The organism is Streptomyces sp. A012304 (assembly GCF_026008495.1).
In the GTDB taxonomy this organism is placed as follows: Bacteria; Actinomycetota; Actinomycetes; order Streptomycetales; family Streptomycetaceae; genus Streptomyces.
This window is the reverse complement of sequence record NZ_BQUN01000005.1, coordinates 17,715-34,264: the sequence shown is the minus strand read 5'-3', so window position 1 is coordinate 34,264 and position 16,550 is coordinate 17,715. Positions and strand designations below refer to the sequence as shown.

At 73.1% G+C, this 16,550-nt stretch carries 15 protein-coding genes; 4 read left to right on the top strand and 11 right to left on the bottom strand.

The window, feature by feature from the left end; genetic code table 11:
- Window positions 1–31: 31 nt before the first annotated feature.
- Window positions 32–832, bottom strand: coding sequence for a crotonase/enoyl-CoA hydratase family protein (locus ALMP_RS02160; protein WP_264924245.1), 801 nt, complete (start codon window positions 830–832; stop codon window positions 32–34).
- 175 nt (window positions 833–1,007) lie between these two features.
- Between ALMP_RS02160 and ALMP_RS02155 the strand changes: the two genes are divergently transcribed.
- Window positions 1,008–2,633, top strand: a complete 1,626-nt coding sequence (locus tag ALMP_RS02155) for an acyl-CoA synthetase (protein ID WP_264924244.1) — start codon at window positions 1,008–1,010, stop codon at window positions 2,631–2,633.
- A 73-nt stretch (window positions 2,634–2,706) separates the two neighbouring features.
- Here the strand turns inward: ALMP_RS02155 and ALMP_RS02150 are convergent, their stop codons facing one another.
- Both ALMP_RS02150 and ALMP_RS02145 read right to left on the bottom strand, forming a co-directional pair.
- Window positions 2,707–3,546 (bottom strand): alpha/beta fold hydrolase, encoded by an 840-nt coding sequence (locus tag ALMP_RS02150; protein ID WP_264924243.1) that lies wholly within the window; start codon window positions 3,544–3,546, stop codon window positions 2,707–2,709.
- A 79-nt stretch (window positions 3,547–3,625) separates the two neighbouring features.
- On the bottom strand, window positions 3,626–5,125 hold the full coding sequence (locus ALMP_RS02145; protein ID WP_264924242.1) for an acyl-CoA synthetase: 1,500 nt from the start codon (window positions 5,123–5,125) through the stop codon (window positions 3,626–3,628).
- Between the two features lie 239 nt (window positions 5,126–5,364).
- Here ALMP_RS02145 and ALMP_RS02140 point away from each other — a divergent pair, with 239 nt between their 5' ends.
- Window positions 5,365–5,721: a hypothetical protein gene (locus tag ALMP_RS02140; RefSeq protein ID WP_264924240.1), complete on the top strand. Its 357-nt coding sequence runs from the start codon at window positions 5,365–5,367 to the stop codon at window positions 5,719–5,721.
- Complete coding sequence (locus ALMP_RS02135) at window positions 5,706–8,111, top strand: penicillin acylase family protein (protein ID WP_264924239.1); 2,406 nt, start codon at window positions 5,706–5,708, stop codon at window positions 8,109–8,111. The genes ALMP_RS02140 and ALMP_RS02135 overlap by 16 nt, the downstream gene beginning before the upstream one ends.
- Before the next feature lie 3 nt (window positions 8,112–8,114).
- On the opposite strand, the gene ALMP_RS02130 is transcribed toward ALMP_RS02135, so the two are convergent.
- From ALMP_RS02130 to ALMP_RS02110, 5 genes are all read right to left on the bottom strand, one after another.
- Complete coding sequence (locus ALMP_RS02130) at window positions 8,115–9,668, bottom strand: acyl-CoA synthetase (RefSeq protein ID WP_264924238.1); 1,554 nt, start codon at window positions 9,666–9,668, stop codon at window positions 8,115–8,117.
- Window positions 9,665–10,774, bottom strand: a complete 1,110-nt coding sequence (locus ALMP_RS02125) for a nitronate monooxygenase family protein (protein WP_264924237.1) — start codon at window positions 10,772–10,774, stop codon at window positions 9,665–9,667. The genes ALMP_RS02130 and ALMP_RS02125 overlap by 4 nt, the downstream gene beginning before the upstream one ends.
- 124 nt (window positions 10,775–10,898) lie before the next feature.
- A complete protein-coding gene (locus tag ALMP_RS02120; RefSeq protein WP_264924236.1) occupies window positions 10,899–11,090 on the bottom strand; it encodes a DUF2795 domain-containing protein in 192 nt (63 codons plus the stop codon).
- 76 nt (window positions 11,091–11,166) lie between these two features.
- Complete coding sequence (locus ALMP_RS02115; protein ID WP_264924235.1) at window positions 11,167–12,753, bottom strand: NAD(P)/FAD-dependent oxidoreductase; 1,587 nt, start codon at window positions 12,751–12,753, stop codon at window positions 11,167–11,169.
- A 50-nt stretch (window positions 12,754–12,803) separates the two neighbouring features.
- Window positions 12,804–13,502 carry a class I SAM-dependent methyltransferase gene (locus tag ALMP_RS02110; RefSeq protein WP_264924234.1) on the bottom strand — a complete coding sequence of 233 codons (699 nt, stop codon included), beginning with the start codon at window positions 13,500–13,502 and terminating at the stop codon, window positions 12,804–12,806.
- A gap of 82 nt (window positions 13,503–13,584) precedes the next feature.
- On the opposite strand from ALMP_RS02110, the gene ALMP_RS02105 reads away from it, so the two are divergent.
- Window positions 13,585–14,436, top strand: a complete 852-nt coding sequence (locus ALMP_RS02105) for an NUDIX domain-containing protein (RefSeq protein WP_264924233.1) — start codon at window positions 13,585–13,587, stop codon at window positions 14,434–14,436.
- 27 nt (window positions 14,437–14,463) lie between these two features.
- Here ALMP_RS02105 and ALMP_RS02100 read toward each other — a convergent pair whose 3' ends face one another.
- From ALMP_RS02100 to ALMP_RS02090, 3 genes are all read right to left on the bottom strand, one after another.
- On the bottom strand, window positions 14,464–15,309 hold the full coding sequence (locus tag ALMP_RS02100; RefSeq protein ID WP_264924232.1) for an oxygenase MpaB family protein: 846 nt from the start codon (window positions 15,307–15,309) through the stop codon (window positions 14,464–14,466).
- A gap of 139 nt (window positions 15,310–15,448) precedes the next feature.
- A complete protein-coding gene (locus ALMP_RS02095) occupies window positions 15,449–15,580 on the bottom strand; it encodes a hypothetical protein (RefSeq protein WP_264924320.1) in 132 nt (43 codons plus the stop codon).
- 45 nt (window positions 15,581–15,625) lie between these two features.
- Window positions 15,626–16,504 carry a potassium channel family protein gene (locus ALMP_RS02090; RefSeq protein ID WP_264924231.1) on the bottom strand — a complete coding sequence of 293 codons (879 nt, stop codon included), beginning with the start codon at window positions 16,502–16,504 and terminating at the stop codon, window positions 15,626–15,628.
- Between the last annotated feature and the right edge of the window lie 46 nt (window positions 16,505–16,550).

Sequence of the window (16,550 nt, the reverse complement as noted above, 5' to 3'; positions counted from 1 at the left end):
GGGGCTGGAGGGCGTGGGGCGGTGGCACCTGCTAGGCCCGCTTGTAGACGGGCGGGCGTTTCTCGGCGAAGGCGCGGGCGCCCTCCTTGGCGTCGGCCGTGTCGAAGATGGGCCATCCGCGGGTGAGTTCGGCGGCGAGGCCGTCGGTCTCGGTCATCCCGGCGGTCTCGTACACCGACGCCTTGACGGCCTCGACGGCGAGCGGGGCACAGGAGTTGATCCGTTCGGCGATCTCCAGGGCCGTCTCCAGGGCGGTGCCGTCCGGGACGACGTGTCCGATCAGACCGACGGCGGCGGCCTCCCGCGCGCTGTAGGGGCGGCCGGTGAGCAGCATCTCCAGGGCGTGGGTGCGCGGGATCTGGCGGGGCAGGCGAACGGTGGAGCCGCCGATCGGGAACAGGCCGCGGCGCACCTCGAAGAGCCCGAAGGTGGCGGACTCGCCGGCGACGCGGATGTCGGTGCCCTGGAGCATCTCGGTGCCGCCCGCCACGCAGTGGCCCTCGACGGCGGCGATCACCGGCTTGCGGGGGCGGTGGTGGCGCAGCATCGCCTTCCAGTGCAGGTCGGGGTCGGCCTTGAGCCGGTGGCGGTACTGCTCGCCTTCCATGCCTTTCCCGGCGAGGGCCTTGAGGTCCATGCCGGCGCAGAACGTGCCGCCCGCGCCGGTGAACACGATCGAGCGGACCGAGTCGTCCTCGTCGGCCTCGATCCAGCCGTCGTACAGGCCGACGAGCATGGCGAGCGAGAGCGCGTTCTTCGCCTCGGGCCGGTTGAGCGTGAGCACGAGTGTGGCGCCTTCGCGCCGCACGGTGAGGTGTTCCGTACCGCCCATCACCCATCTCCCCTCTGACAGAACGAGAACAGGTTGCAGGAGGGCGGGAGGCACTTCAAGGGTTTTCTGACACATAGTCAGATTTCTTGGTGGGAGCCCTTCACACTTGGTGCGCCCTTTGCTCTGATGACCGGCAACCCTCAGGGAGCCAGGCCGTCCGAGGTCAGGAGGAACGGTGGAGTACAACCTTGCCGACCTGTTCGAGTCGGTCGTCGACGTGGTGCCGGACCGTGAGGCGCTGGTGTACGTCGACCACCCGGGGACGGGTGCGGAGCGCCGGCTGACGTACGCGGAACTGGACGCGGCGGCCAACCGCATCGGTCATCATCTCCTGGACAGCGGCGTCCGCCCCGGCGAGCACGTCGGGCTCCATCTCTACAACGGGGTCGAGTACCTCCAGACGGTGCTGGGCTGCCTGAAGGCGCGGATCGTGCCGGTGAACGTCAACTACCGGTACGTCGAAGAGGAGTTGGTGTACCTCTACCGGGACGCCGACCTGGTGGCCCTGGTCTTCGAGGCGGAGTTCGCGGACCGGGTGGCGGCGGCCGTGCCGCAGGCCCCGGCGCTGCGCCGGCTGATCCGGGTGGGGGCGGGGGCGGAGCAGGTCGCGGCCGTCGGCTTCACGGAGGCCGAGGCGGGCGGGTCACCGGAGCGGGGGTTCCCGGCACGGTCGGGGGACGACCAGTTCATCATCTACACGGGTGGGACGACCGGCCTGCCCAAGGGTGTGATGTGGCGTCAGGAGGACCTGTTCTTCGCCGGTCTGGGCGGTGGCGCGCCGACCGGTGAGCCGGTGCGGAAGCCGCAGGAGGTGGCCGAGCGGGTGGCGGCCGGCGGGTCGGGGATCACCTTCTTCCCCACCGCCCCGCTGATGCACGGCACCTCCACGCTGACGGCGTTCATCGGCTTCAACTTCGGCCAACGGGTTGTGATTCACCGCAAGTTCGTACCGGAGGAGGTGCTGCGGACGGTGGCGAAGGAGCGGGTCAGCGCCGTCTCCCTGGTGGGTGACGCCATGCTGCGGCCGCTGATCGACGCGCTGGAGGGCCCGATGAAGGGCACGGACTGCTCGTCCCTCTTCAGCGTCTCCTCGTCCGGGGCGATCATGTCCGACACGGTCCGCGAGCAGTTCCGGGCGCTCGTGCCGAACGCGATGCTGCTGAACAACTTCGGCTCCTCCGAGTCCGGCTTCAACGGCACGGCGACGGACGACGCCGGTCCCGAACGCGGCTTCCGAATCCGCGTCAACTCCCGTACCCGGGTGGTCGACCCGGTGACCCACGAGCCGGTCGCGGCGGGCGAGATGGGCCGGGTCGCCCAGCGCGGGCACGTCCCCCTCGGCTACTACAACGACCCCGCGAAGACGGCGGAGACGTTCTTCGAGAAGGACGGCGAGCGCTGGGTGCTGCTCGGCGACATGGCCACGGTCGACGAGGACGGCGTGGTCGTCGTGCTCGGCCGCGGTTCGCAGTGCATCAACACCGGTGGCGAGAAGGTGTACCCGGAGGAGGTCGAGCAGGCCCTGAAGTCGCATCCGGACGTGTACGACGCCCTGGTGGCGGGAGTGCCGGACGCGAGGTGGGGCAGCCAGGTGGCCGCCGTGGTCCAGCTGCGCACGGGAGTGCCGCGCCCCTCCCTCGCGGACATCCAGGCCCACTGCCGCACCCGTCTCGCCGGGTACAAGATCCCCCGTCGGCTGGTGATCACGGAGGCCGTCCGCCGCTCGCCGAGCGGGAAGGCGGACTACCGGTGGGCGCGGGAGGTGGCGGCGGCCGACGCCGGCCTCACGCCCCGCGGGTGACGGGCCGGGCAGCGGCCGGGGCCCGCACGGAATCCGCGAACGCACCGCCCCCTACGGCCCGCACCGGGGTCAGTCACTTCCCGTCGAGGAAGGCGACCGTGCGGCGGACGAACCACTCCGGGTCGTCCAGCCACGGGTAGTGCCCCGCGCCGGGCTGCACGGCGAGCTGCGCGTGGCGGAAGACGTCGGCGGTGCGGCGCGCCAGTCCGGGGCGGGGTCCGCCGTCGAGTTCGCCGGCCAGGACGAGGACCTCGGCGGACAGTCCGGCGAGCGCGGCGCGGGTCGCGGGCGGGTCGTAGGCGCCGTCGGAGCCGTACACCTCGGCCGCCTCGTCGTTGCTCTGCTCGTCGTCGGCGGCGGCGTGCGCCCGGGCGGCCTCGTCCCAGCGGCCGTGGAAGAACGGCGCGAACGCCGGGTCGAAGTCGCTCTTCCCGGCGAGCCAGGCCTCGAACGCCGGGAAGGCGTCCGCGAACCACGGCTCGTCCGCGCGCAGCCGTGCGGCGGCCAGCCGGTCCTCGGGGGTGGCCGGCATGCCCAGCGCCCAGGGGGTCGCGGTGATCAGTGCCAGCCGTGCCACCCGCCGCGGGTGGCGGGCGGCGTACCGCAGGGCGAGACTGCCGCCCGCCGAGTGCGCGAGCAGGTCCATGCTCTCCAGGCCCAGGTGGTCCCGGAGCGCCTCCACGTCGTCCACGAGCCGGTCGCAGCGGTACGTCGCCGGGTCGGCCGGCACCTCGGAGTCGCCGGTGCCGCGCAGGTCGAGCAGGACCAGCCGGCGGTGGGCGCTCAGACCGCCCAGGTCGCCGAGGTAGGCGGAGGCGCGCATCGGGCCGCCGGGCAGGACGACGAGCGGGGCGCCCTCGCCGCGCAGGTGGTAGGCGAGCCGGGTGCCGTCGGGTGCGGTGAAGGTGGGCATGGAGGGGATCCTCGGTGGGGTCGTGGACGTCGTGCAACGTGGTTTTCGCGGCATGGTCCGGGGGCGGGCGGGTGGCGGCTCAGTCCCGGGTGAACCGCTCGCGCAGCTCCCGCTTGAGGATCTTCCCGCTGGCGTTGCGCGGCAGTTCGTCCACGAACAGCACCCGCTTGGGCGCCTTGAAGGCGGGGAGCTTGTCGCGGGCGTGGCTGAGGAGTTCGGCCTCCGAGACCTCGCCGCGCGCGACGACGACCGCGGTCACCGCCTCGATCCACTTCTCGTCGGGCAGTCCGATGACGGCGGCCTCGGCGACGGCCTCGTGGGTGTAGAGGACGTCCTCGACCTGGCGGGAGGCGACCAGCACGCCACCGGAGTTGATGACGTCCTTCACGCGGTCGACGATCGTGAAGTAGCCGTGGGCGTCGCGCACGGCGAGGTCACCGGAGTGGAACCAGCCGTCGCGGAACGCCTCGGCGGTCTCCTCGGGCTTGTCCCAGTAGCCCTCGCACAGCTGGGGCGAGCGGTAGACGATCTCGCCGGGGGTGCCGTCGGGCACGTCCTGGCCGTTCTCGTCGACGACCCGGGCGTCCACGAACAGGACGGTGCGTCCGCAGGACTCCAGGCGGCCCTTGTGCTCCTCGGGGGCGAGGACGGTGGCGAGCGGTCCGATCTCGCTCTGGCCGAAGCAGTTGTACAGGGCCAGCTTCGGCAGGCGTTCGCGCAGGCGTTCCAGGACGGGGACGGGCATGATCGAGGCGCCGTAGTACGCCTTGCGCAGGCCGCTCAGGTCGCGGGTGGTGAAGTCGGGCCGGTTCACCAGGCCGATCCAGACGGTGGGCGGGGCGAAGAGACTGTCCACCCGGCCCTCCTCGATCAGGTCGAACAGCCGGTCGCCGTCGGGCGCGTCGAGGACGGTGTTCGTGGCGCCGACCGCGAGGTAGGGCAGCAGGAACACATGCATCTGCGCCGAGTGGTAGAGCGGCAGCGCGTGGGCGGGGCGGTCGCCGGCGCTCAGGTCGAGGGCGGTGATGGCGCTCAGGTACTCGTGCACCAGGGCGCGGTGGGTCATCATCGCGCCCTTGGGCAGGGCCGTCGTACCGGAGGTGTAGAGGAGCTGGACGAGGTCCTCGCTGCGGGGCTCGGGGCCGTCGTACGCGGGGGCGGAGGTGAGCCGGGCGAGGAGCGAGTCGTCGGTGTCGCGCAGCGGCAGCGTCCGTACGCCGTCCGGGAGGCGGTCGGTGAGGTCGGGGTCGGCCAGCACCAGGGTGCTGCCCGACTGGCCGACGATGTAGGCGAGGTCGTCGCCGGTGAGGTGCTGGTTGACGGGGACGTGGACCAGGCCGGCGCGCGCGCAGGCGAGGAACGCGAGGAGGTAGGCGTCGGAGTTGTGTCCGTAGGCGCCGACCCGGTCGCCCGGGGCGAGGCCCTGGTCGAGCAGGACGCTCGCCGCGCGGGAGACGGCCTCGTCGAGTTCCTCGTAGGTCCAGGAGCGGTCGCGGTACTCGACCGCCACGCGTGCCGGGGTGCGCCGGGCGCTGCGCCGCAGCGCCCCGTCGACCGTGCTGCCGTGTCCGGGCGTCATGACGCATGATCCTCGGCGGGGCGGCCGGGGCGGGTCAAGTCGCCTCCCGCGGCCGGGGGTCAGGCCACCGCGCCCGCCACCCCCGTGCGTCCGTCGGGGACGCCGACGACGGTCACGATCGTCAGGCCGCGATCAGCTTCGGTTCCACGGTCCCGTCGAGGGCTTCCTCGCCGAGGTGCACGGTGTGGTGCGGCATGGTGCGTCTCCGTTCGCGTGGGTGCGTACCTGCGCCGACGACGGTGAGCCAGCTGATCGGCGACCTGAGCCGGAAGGGGTTCCTGGAGCGCCGGGAGGACGAACGGGACCGGCGTCGGCGGATCGTCGCCCTCGCGGCGGAGCACGAGCCGGCGATCTCGGCGTGGCTCGCGCCAGGCGCGGAAGCCTGGCGCAGGGCGCCGGCCCCGCTGACGCCCGATCAGCGGCGGCTCTTCCTCGACACGTTGCTCGCCTACGAGGCGGGCGTGGCGGCGGACGGCGACCGAGTCCGGTTCACGCTCAACCGTCGACTCTCCTCCCGGCCCGATCACATACCCGCTGGTACGCTCAACCGCCCCTTCCCTCAAGGACGTTGGGAGGCACCATGCGTACCCGCCTGAGACGAATCGTCGTCGGCGCCGTCGCCCTGCTCACCGTCGCGGCGACGCCACCGGCGACCGCGACCGGGCGGCAGGACCACCCGTCCCGCCCGGAACACCCCTCCGCCGGCGGCCTGTCCGCCGTCATCCGCTACACCGAGTACGGCATTCCGCACATCCTCGCGCGCGACTACGCGGACCTGGGCTTCGGCACCGGCTGGGCGCAGGCCGCCGACCAGGTGTGCACGCTCGCCGACGGTTTCGTGACCGTGCGCGGGGAGCGGTCGCGGTTCTTCGGGCCCGACGCGGCGCCCGACTTCTCGCTCTCCTCCGCCACCAGGAACCTCTCCAGCGACCTGTACTTCCGCGGGGTGCGGGAGGCGGGCACGGTGGAGGGCCTGCTGGCGCGGCCGGCGCCGGCCGGTCCGAGCCGCAGCGCCAAGGACCTCATGCGGGGCTTCGCGGCCGGGTACAACGCCTGGCTGCGGCAGAACGAGATCACCGACCCGGCCTGCCGGGGCGCCGCGTGGGTCCGCCCGATCACCACACTGGACGTGGCGACGCGCGGCTTCGCCCTCGCCGTGCTCGGCGGGCAGGGCCGGGCCGTCGACGGCATCACGGCCGCGCAGCCGCCCACCGCGCCCTCCCCCGCGCCGATCGACGCCGCGGACACCGCGCGCGCCGCCGCGGAGCTGTTCGCCGCGGACACCGCCGACATGGGCTCCAACGCGGTCGCCTTCAGCGGCGCCACCACGGCGAACGGCCGCGGTCTGCTGCTCGGCAACCCGCACTACCCGTGGCAGGGCGGCCGCCGTTTCTGGCAGTCGCAGCAGACCGTCCCGGGCCGGCTGAACGTCTCCGGCGCCTCGCTGCTCGGCACCCCGACGGTGTCCATAGGCCACACCGCGCACGTGGCCTGGAGCCACACCGTCGCCACCGGTGTGCCCCTCAACCTCCACCAGCTGACACTGGATCCGGCCGACCCGACGGTGTACCTGGTGGACGGCCGGCCCGAGCGGATGACCCGGCGCGCGGTGACCGTGCCCGTGCGGGACGGCACCTCGGTGACCCGCACCCAGTGGTGGACGCGCTACGGCCCGGTGGTCACCTCCCTCGGCCCCGCCCTGCCGCTGCCCTGGACGACCACCACCGCCTACGCCCTGAACGACCCCAACGCCACCAACCTGCGCGCCTCCGACACCGCTCTCGGCTTCGCCACCGCCCACAGCACGGCCGACGTCCTCGCCGCCCTGCGGCGCACCCAGGGCCTGCCGTGGGTGAACACCGTCGCCGCCGACTCCACCGGCCACACCCTGTTCACCCAGTCCCAGGTGCTGCCCCGCGTCACCGACGAGCTGGACCGGCGCTGCTCCACCCCGCTCGGCAGGGCCACCTACCCCGCGTCCGGAGTGGCGGTCCTGGACGGCTCGCGCGGCGACTGCGCCCTCGGCAGCGACCCCGACGCCGTGCAGCCGGGTGTCTTCGGGCCCGCGAAACTGCCCACCCTGACGGACGCGCCGTACGCGGAGAACTCCAACGACAGTGCCTGGCTGGCCAACGCGGACCGGCCACTGACGGGCTACGAGCGGGTCTTCGGCACCATCGGCACCGCCCGCTCGCTGCGCACCCGCGGCGCGATCGAGGACGTGGCGGCGATGGCCCGGCGCGGCGGCCTGACCGTGCGGGACCTGCAACGGCAGCAGTACGCCAACCGGGTGCCCGCCGCCGATCTCGCCGCCACGGACGCGGCGAAGGCGTGCGCCGCGCTGCCGGACGGGACGGCGACCGGCAGTGACGGCAAGGCCGTCGACGTCGGTGAGGCGTGCGGGGTGCTGGCCGCGTGGGACCGCAGGGCCGACACCGGCAGCCGGGGCGCGCTGCTCTTCGACCGGTTCTGGCGCAGGTTCCCCACCGCCCAGCAGTGGAAGGTGCCCTTCTCGGCGGCCGACCCCGTGCGCACCCCGCACACACTCGACACGGACGCCCCGGCGTTCCGGACCGCCCTCGCGGACGCGGTCGCCGAACTGCGCGCGGCCGGCATCCCGCTCGACGCGCCGCTCGGCGACCACCAGTTCGTCGTACGCGACGGCAAGCGGATCCCGGTACCGGGCGGCACCGAGTCCCTCGGCGTGTGGAACAAGGTCGAGCAGGTGTGGAACCCGGCGGGCGGCGGCTACACCGAGGTGACGACCGGCACCAGCTACCTCCAGGCCGTCGGCTGGGACGGCGGCCGCTGCCCGGTGGCCCGGACGCTGCTGACGTACTCCCAGTCCTCGAACCCCGGCTCGCCCCATCACACCGACCAGACCCGGTTGTTCTCCGGAGAGCGGTGGGTGACGTCCCGGTTCTGCGAGAAGGACATCCTGTCCTCGCCGGCGCTGAAGGTCGTGCGGGTCGGTGAGCGCCGGTGACCGTCACAGCGGCCGGGTGCGGCCCTCCCAGTACGGCTCCCGCAGCCGCCGTTTGTACAGCTTGCCGTTGGGGTCGCGGGGCATCTCGGTGACGAAGTCGATGCTCCGCGGCCGCTTGTAGCCGGCGAGGCGGTCGGCACAGTGGGCGAGGAGGTCGGCGGCGAGGCCGGCGCCGGGCGCGTGGCCCGGGGCCGGCTCGACGACGGCCTTGACCTCCTCGCCCCAGTCGTCGTGCGGGATGCCGAAGGCGGCGGCGTCGGCGACGGCCGGGTGGGCGAGCAGCGCCGACTCGATCTCGGCCGGATAGATGTTGACGCCGCCGGAGATGATCAGGTCGATCTTGCGGTCGCGCAGGAAGAGGTAGCCGTCCTCGTCCAGGTGGCCGAGGTCGCCGACGGTGAAGAAGTCACCGATGCGGTTCTTGCGGGTCTTGGCCTCGTCCTTGTAGTAGCTGAAGCCGCCCGTCGTCATCCTCATGTACACGGTGCCGAGTTCACCGGGCGGCAGGCGGTGGCCGTCGTCGTCGAAGACGGCGAGTTCGCTGATGGGCCAGGCCTTGCCGACCGTACCGGGCTTCTTCAGCCAGTCCTCGGCGGTGGCGAAGGCCCCGCCGCCCTCGCTGGCCGCGTAGTACTCCTCCACGCAGTCGCCCCACCAGTCGATCATCGCCCGTTTGACGTGGTCGGGGCAGGGCGCGGCACCGTGGATGGCGTGCCGCATGGAGGAGACGTCGTAGGCCCGTCTGACCGGCTCCGGCAGGGCGAGCAGGCGGTGGAACTGGGTCGGGACCATATGGGTGTGGGTGCAGCGGTGGGCGTCGATGAGGCGGAGCATCTCCTCGGGCGTCCACTTGTCCATCAGGACCAGGCGGTGCCCGATGTGCAGGGACGCGCCCGCGAACTGGAGGACGGCCGTGTGGTAGAGCGGCGAGCAGACCAGATGGACGTTGTCGTCGAACGGCCGGATACCGAAGATGCCGAGGAAGCCGCCGAGGTAGGCCTCCTCCGGCGGCTTGCCGGGCAGCGGGCGGCGGATGCCGCGCGGGCGGCCCGTGGTGCCCGAGGTGTAGTTCATGACCCAGCCGAGGGTGCGGTCGGCGGGTGCCGACGCGGGCTGCCCGTCGAGGAGTTCGGCGTACGGGCGGAAGCCCTCGACCCGGCCGACGGCGTACCGCCGGCCGGCGGGCAGGCCGGCCTCGTCGGCGGCACGACGGGCGGCGTCGCCGTACCGCTCGTGCGCGATGAGCACCTTGGCGCCGGAGTCGGAGACGATCCAGGCGATCTCGGGGCCGACGAGGTGGTGGTTGACGGGGACGAGGTAGAAGCCGGCCTGGGTGGCGGCCAGGTGGGCGGTGAAGAACTCGGCCGAGTTGGGCAGGACGACGGCGAAGGCGTCGCCGCGTGCGAGGCCGGCCGCGCGCAGCCCGTGCACGAGGCGGTTGGCGGCGGCGTGCAGGCGGCCGGCGGTCCATTCCTCGCCGTCCGGGGCGACGAGGACGACGCGGTCGGGGTCGGCGGTGGCCTGGCTCCAGAAGCCGGTGGGGGGTGTGCTGGTCACTGGCCGCTCCTTCCGGCGATGCGGTTGACGCGGTCCACGGCCCGCTCGAAGCCGCGGGTGAGGTCGTCGAAGACGGCCCGGACGCTGCGGACGTCGTTCATCCGGCCGACGATCTGGCCGACGGGTGTGCCGAGCAGCGGGTCGACCTCGTACTTCTGGATGCGGGAGACGGCCTCGGCGACGAGCAGGCCCTGGAGGGGCATCGGGAGGGTGCCGGGTCCGTGCGGGTCGTCCCAGGCGTCGGTCCATTCGGTACGGAGCTGGCGTGCGGGTTTCCCGGTCAGGGCGCGGGAGCGGACGGTGTCGCCGGAGCCGGCCGCGAGGAGCTTGCGGGTCAGGGCGGGCGAGTGCAGGTCGGCCTCGGCGGTGGTCAGCCAGAGGGAACCCAACCAGACGCCCTGGGCGCCGAGCGCGAGGGCGGCGGCGATCTGCCGTCCGCTGCCGATGCCGCCGGCCGCCAGCACGGGCAGCGGGGCGACGGCGTCGACGACCTCGGGAGTGAGCACCATGGAGGCGATCTCGCCGGTGTGTCCGCCGGCCTCGTAGCCCTGCGCCACGACGATGTCGATGCCCGCCTCCTTGTGTTTGAGCGCGTGCCGGGCGCTGCCCGCGAGCGCGGCGACCAGGACGCCCCGCTCGTGGGCGCGGGCCACGATGTCGGCGGGCGGGGAGCCGAGGGCGTTGGCGAGCAGCCGGATGGGGTGGTCGAAGGCGACGTCGAGCTGGCTGCGGGCGACCTGCTCCATCCAGCCGGTGATGCGCCACCCGGAGGCCTCGCCCTCGGCCAGTTCCGGTACGCCGTACTTGGCGAGGGTGTCGCGCACGAACTGCCGGTGCCCGGCGGGGATCATCGCCTCGACGTCCGCCTCGGTGACGCCCTCGACCTTTTTCGCGGGCATGACGACGTCCAGCCCGTACGGCCGGCCGTCGACGTGGGCGTCGATCCAGTCGAGGTCGCGTTTGAGGTCGTCGGGGGCGGTGTAGCGGACCGCGCCGAGCACGCCGAAGCCGCCCGCGCGGCTGATGGCCGCGGCGACGGCAGGGAACGGCGTGAAGCCGAAGACGGCGTGCTCGACTCCCAGGAGGTTGCTCAGCTCCGTCTGCATGGGCGCAGGATGCCGCAGCGGCCGTGCCGACGGAAGACTTTTTCTGATGCTCCGTCAGATTATTGTCCTCGGGCCGGCCGAGGACGGTCCGTCGGCCGGCCCGAGGGAGCTCCGCTCCGGTCGACTACTCGTTGAAGACGGCCTTCTGCACCTCGTTCGGCCCGTCGAAGTGGTCCTGCTTCAGACCGTTGAGGCGGCTGACGACCTTGTCGTCGGCCTTGTTCTTCCGGGCACGCTCCACCAGGTGCTGCTTGTCCGTCGGGTAGTCCATGCCGCTGAGGGCTTTCTGCAGGTCGATGGGGCTGACTTCCGCCATGACAGCCTCCTGTCACAGGTGCGGTCTTCTTCCGTTGTGCCGCAGTACCCCTCCCCGCCCCCGCCCATGCGAGCCGTCAGCCCTCTTCGGCCTCCAGCACCGCCATCGCCGCGTTGTGCCCCGGCACCCCGCTCACCCCTCCCCCGCGCACCGCGCCCGCCCCGCACAGCAGGACGTTGGCGTGCCGGGTCTCCACGCCCCAGCGGCCGGTGCCCTCCTGCGCGTGGGGCCAGGCCAGATCCCGGTGGAAGATGTTGCCGCCGGGCAGGCCGAGGTCGCGCTCCAGGTCCAGCGGGGTCCTCGCCTCGATGCAGGGGCGGCCGTCGGCGTCGGTGGCGAGGCAGTCGGCGAGGGGTTCGGCGAGGTGGGCGTCGAGCTGGGCGAGGGTCGCCCCGAGCAGTTCCTCGCGGACGGCGTCGTTGTCCTTCTCGAACAGGCGCGCGGGCGTGTGCAGGCCGAACAGTGTCAGGGTGTGGTGACCCCGCGCGACCAGCTCCGGGCCGAGGATGCTCGGGTCGGTCAGGGAGTGGCAGTAGATCTCGGAGGGCGGGGCGGTGGGCAGCCCGCCGGCGGCGGCCTCGGCGTGGGCGGTGGCGAGCTGCCGGTAGCCCTCGGCGATGTGGAAGGTGCCGGCGAAGGCCTCGCGCGGGTCGACGGCCGTGTCCCGCAGCCGGGGCAGCCGCTTGAGCAGCATGTTCACCTTGAGCTGGGCGCCCTCGGCGGGGGCGGGCGGCTCGTCGCCGGTGAGGGCGGCGAGCGCCTGCGGGGAGGCGTTGACCAGGACGTGCCGGGCGGTGGCGACACCCTCGCCGTCCGCGGTGCGGTAGGTGACCTCGGCGCTGCGGCCGTCGGTGGCGATCCGGACGGCCTCGTGGCCGGTGGCGAGGACGGCGCCGGCGTCCCGGGCGGCCGTGGCCAGGGCGTCGGTGAGGGCGCCCATGCCGCCGACGGGCACGTCCCAGGCGCCGGTGCCGCCGCCGATGACGTGGTAGAGGAAGCAGCGGTTCTGCTTGAGGGAGGCGTCGTGGGCGTCGGCGAAGGTGCCGATGAGCGCGTCGGTCAGGACCACGCCGCGCACCAGGTCGTCGGCGAAGCGCTCCTCGATCGCCACGCCGATCGGCTCCTCGAAGAGGGTCCGCCAGGCCTCCTCGTCGTCGACACGGCGGCGCAGCTCCTCACGGGTCGGCAGCGGTTCGGTGAGCGTCGGGAACACCCGCCGGGCCACGCGCCCGGTCATGCCGTAGAAGCGCTGCCAGGCCGCGTACTCGCGCTCGCCGCCCGTCAGCCGTGCGAATGCCTCCCGCGTGCGCTCCTCGCCCCCGCCGACGAGCAGCCCGGTCGGCCTGCCGCCGCGCTCGACGGGTGTGTACGACGAGATGGTGCGGCCCTGGACGCGGAAGTCCAGGCCGAGGTCCCGCACGATCTTCCGCGGCAGCAGGCTGACCAGGTAGGAGTAGCGCGACAGCCGGGCGTCCACACCGGCGAACGGGCGGGTGGAGACGGCGGCTCCCCCGGTGTGGTCCAGCCGCTCCAGCACCAGCACGGACCGTCCGGCCCGGGCCAGGTAGGCGGCGGCGACCAGGCCGTTGTGTCCGCCGCCGACGATGGCGACGTCGTACGCGCGGTGTCCCGGGTGTCCGTGGTGTCCCTCGTGTGCAGGCATGGTTCTTGGTAACACGGGACGATCAAGACCGGCCAGGGGTACGGGTGCGGTCAGGGGCGGCGCAGGCGCACGGCCAGGAAGGTCGGGGACCGGTGCGTCTTCTCGTACCGGCCGGGGTCCACCAGGCGGGCGGTCTCGGTGGCCCGGGGTTCCAGCAGCCTCTCCAGCACGTACCCGGCGCCGAGCAGCTCCCCGAGGAACGCCTCCAGCGTCATCCGCCGGTAGCTGAGGGCGTACTCGGTGCCGAAGGGCAGGGCGACCCGGTCGTCGGCGAAGTAGGAGCCGCCGTAGTAGGTCCAGTCGGCGGTGGGGTGGGTGGTGGAGACGAGCAGGGTGCCCCCCGGCCGCAGGACGCGGCGGATCTCGGAGAGCAGCTGTGCGCGGGCCTCCACGTGGTGGTAGACGAGGGCCATCAGCGCCAGGTCGAAGGAGCCGTCCGGCAGGAAGGCCAGGGGCTCCTCCAGATCGTGGTGGTGCAGGGCGACGGCCCGGTCGCCGAGGCGTTCGCGTGCCGCGCGCAGCAGGCTCTCGCTGCCGTCCACGCCGACGACGTGTGCGGCGCCGCGGTCGAGGAGGGCGGCGGCGTAGTGCCCGGCGCCGCAGCCGAGGTCCAGGACGTGCCGTCCGCTCACGTCACCGGCGAGTCCCAGCATCGCCGGGCGGTCGGTGTGGGCGTTGTAGACGCTGGTGGAGGCCCGGGCGGCGAACTGCTCGCCCATCTCTCCGTGGTACGCGGTCTCGGCGGTCATCCCGTCATCCAAGCAGCTTGGACGGGACGGTGGTCGGGCAGACAGAAGGGGTCGCCGATCACGCCGCGCCCGAAGGAGCCCCATGACCGCCGAGCCCTGCTGGACCGCCGCCCTCCTGGTCAACCGGGACGGCCAGTACCTGCTCCATCTGCGGGACGCGCACAAGCCGATCAACGATGCCGGTATGTGGTCCCTGCCGGGCGGGGCCAGGGAGGGCGACGAGACGCTGGAGGAGGCCGTGGCGCGTGAGCTGCTGGAGGAGACGGGCCTCGTCGTCGACGGGCTGACCCGGTTCACCGTCGTCGACGACACCATGCAGGTGTTCCTGGGCCGTTGGGACGGCGATCCGTCCCGGCTGCCGGTCACCGAGGGCATCATGTTCGCCTTCTTCGACGCCGCGACGACCGCCCGGCTGACGATTGCGCCCTGGGTGGCGGAGGTCCTCGCCCGCCATCGGGCCGAGCGGGCCGAGCGCCCGCCGCGGGGGCACGGGCAGGGAGCCGTCGCCCATGTCGTCGGCGTGCACCTCCATCTGGAGCGGGACGGCAAGGTGCTCCTCGGGCTGCGCCACCCCGAGTCGCCCTTCGCGCCCTCGCAGCACCACTTCCTCGCCGGTCACTGCGAGCAGGAGTCCGCGGTGGCCTGCCTGATCCGGGAGGCGCGGGAGGAGGCCGGGCTGGTGATCGAGGCGGCGGACGTCGAGCTCGTCCACACCGTGCATGTCGTGGACGCGCCCGGTGCCCCGCCGCGCCTCCAGCTGGTGTTCCGGGCCCGGCGGTGGGCGGGTGAGCCGCGGGTGCTGGAGCCGGACGCGTGCCTCGGCTGGGGGTGGTGGCCCCTCGACGCGCTGCCCGACCCGATGGTCGGCTACGCGCGGGCGGCCCTCGACGGGATCCGGGAAGGGCGGCCGTACACGGAGCTGGGCTGGGACTGAGGCGGAACGGGGCTGGGACTGAGGGGTCTACCGCGCGGCCCTGTGCGGTGCCGGACGCGTCCCTGGGCCGAGGCGCGCCACGGCGGTGAGGACATGCTTGGGCGGCAGCTGCCAGCGCACCTGGGCCGGAACGGCGCGGAGCGCCGCACCCGTGGCCCGCAGCCGCCGGGTGACGGTGGCGGGGGGCGGGGCCGGTCTGCCGTACAGCTCGTGGGCGTACGGCGGCAGGGAGGCGTACGCCAGGTGGGCCACGCGCCGCCAGAGCAGGGCGCGTGCCGGGACGAGCAGGGGGTGCGTGGGCGGGCGGAGCAGGAAGTCGTCCACCGCGCGGGCCTCCTCTCCGGCGGCGAGTTCGGGGCGCACCTTCTCGAAGTAGGCGTCCATCCCGGCCCGGTCGGCGGGTACGGCGTCGGGGTCGAGGCCCACCAGGCGGGCGCTGACGCGGTGTTCGGCGAGGTAGTGGTCGGCCGCGGCGTCGGAGAGGGGATAGCCGGAGCGGCGCAGCACATGCAGGTAGGAGTCGATCTCGGCGCAGTGCACCCACCGCAGCAGCGCGGGTTCGTCGACGGGGTACCGCTCCCCCGTGTCCGGGTCGGTCGCCGACAGCATGCGGTGGATCTTCCGGACGCGCGCCCCGGCCCGCTCGGCGGCCTCGGTGGTGCCGTACGTCGTGGTGCCGACGAAGTGGGCGGTGCGCATGAGGCGGCCCCAGGCGTCACGCCGGAAGTCGGAGTTCTGCATGACGCCGCGTACCGCGCGCGGGTGGAGGGCCTGGAGGTAGAGCGCGCGGATGCCGGCGACCCACATCATGGGGTCGGCGTGGAGCTGCCAGGTCACGGAGTTCGGTCCGAACAGCCCCGGGTCGCCTGTCATACCGGCAGATGGGACCACAGCCGCCAGGTGTCTCCTGAGCATCACGTCGACCTGGCCCCCAGATCCTTCACTCGCCTGCGTCGGCACATCCCCCACCACGACATCACCTCGGAGCCTCCCCAGGGCGCCGCTGGATCATTCACTCTGCTCCGTCCGGCAGGCGGTGGACGGTCGTCACGCGCTTGCGGCCGCTGTCGAGCGGAATCTCCTCCACGCGCGGCAGCTCGCGGTCCAGCGCCGCCCGGTCCAGCCGAAGCCGGGCCCCTGCCACGAGCAATGCGGCCAGTGGCCGGTGTATCGGGCATGGGCTGGTCGGTCAGGGCTGTGCGAGGCTGCGCCCGTGGTCCGCGGCGTACGCTGCGAAAACTTCCGTCGCCGTGCCACCGGTGTGGAGAAAGCGCTGGTCAAGGATGGCCGCGAGGTCCTTCAGCGCACCGGCGAGCAAGTCACCTGCCAGGCGCACCTCCGGCCGCTGGGCTGCCTGTCCGCGCTGGGCGAGGGTGGCGGCGTAGCCGACCGTGGCCGCCAGCGACGAATGGTCCTCCCCGTCATGGAAGTAGTACGCCTCGGCGTACTGGGTGAAGTCGATACGCACGCGTACGACTTCCGTGGCCAGGCTGTCCAGCAGCAGCGCCCCCGCCGTGCAGTCGATCTGCTGCGGCGTCGGGTCCGAGTCGCGCAGCAGCGCCAGCCGGATGGCCAGGACCCTCCTGCGGGTCAGCGCCGGGTAGATCTCCAGCACCCAGGAGACAGTGGCCGTCAGGAGGGCGAAGCCGACGAGAGCTTCCAACGGGGAGACCAGGCGGAGCCAGCCCTCGCCGGGTGCGATGTCTCCCAGGCCCAGGGTGGCCACCGTGACGAGCGACAGGTACACGGAGTCGAGCAGCGCGGGCTCCTGCGCCGCCTTGGAACCGGGTGAGAAGGCGAACGCCCCGGGCATGTGGGGCCAGTAGATGATGGCCCAGCCGAGGACGACGGTGAAGGCCCACATGCCCACCACCGTGACCATGGCGAGCGGTCCGACGAGCCCGACCACCCGCCTGCGCGCACGGAAGCGCCGGGCCAGACGCCACAACGCCGTCATGACGAGGCGGCTCAGGCCACCGTGACGGGTGGGGTGCCAGAGGGTATGGAAGAGGTCCCGCAGGGTGAGCATGACGAGCCCGGCGCCGGCCAGCGAGACCAACCACTTCATCCACATCTCCCATGGCCCTGTCACCTGAAAGCGGAACCCCGTAGTC

What these genes read in the sequence shown, in the direction of transcription:
- ALMP_RS02135 (WP_264924239.1), top strand. Translation starts at nt 5,706, where the DNA reads ATGCGTACCCGCCTGAGACGAATCGTCGTCGGCGCCGTCGCCCTGCTC.
- ALMP_RS02110 (WP_264924234.1), bottom strand. Translation starts at nt 13,502, where the DNA reads ATGACCGCCGAGACCGCGTACCACGGAGAGATGGGCGAGCAGTTCGCC.
- ALMP_RS02090 (WP_264924231.1), bottom strand. Translation starts at nt 16,504, where the DNA reads ATGAAGTGGTTGGTCTCGCTGGCCGGCGCCGGGCTCGTCATGCTCACC.
- ALMP_RS02150 (WP_264924243.1), bottom strand. Translation starts at nt 3,546, where the DNA reads ATGCCCACCTTCACCGCACCCGACGGCACCCGGCTCGCCTACCACCTG.
- ALMP_RS02120 (WP_264924236.1), bottom strand. Translation starts at nt 11,090, where the DNA reads ATGGCGGAAGTCAGCCCCATCGACCTGCAGAAAGCCCTCAGCGGCATG.
- ALMP_RS02100 (WP_264924232.1), bottom strand. Translation starts at nt 15,309, where the DNA reads ATGACAGGCGACCCGGGGCTGTTCGGACCGAACTCCGTGACCTGGCAG.
- ALMP_RS02145 (WP_264924242.1), bottom strand. Translation starts at nt 5,125, where the DNA reads ATGACGCCCGGACACGGCAGCACGGTCGACGGGGCGCTGCGGCGCAGC.
- ALMP_RS02105 (WP_264924233.1), top strand. Translation starts at nt 13,585, where the DNA reads ATGACCGCCGAGCCCTGCTGGACCGCCGCCCTCCTGGTCAACCGGGAC.
- ALMP_RS02160 (WP_264924245.1), bottom strand. Translation starts at nt 832, where the DNA reads ATGGGCGGTACGGAACACCTCACCGTGCGGCGCGAAGGCGCCACACTC.
- ALMP_RS02115 (WP_264924235.1), bottom strand. Translation starts at nt 12,753, where the DNA reads ATGCCTGCACACGAGGGACACCACGGACACCCGGGACACCGCGCGTAC.
- ALMP_RS02125 (WP_264924237.1), bottom strand. Translation starts at nt 10,774, where the DNA reads ATGCAGACGGAGCTGAGCAACCTCCTGGGAGTCGAGCACGCCGTCTTC.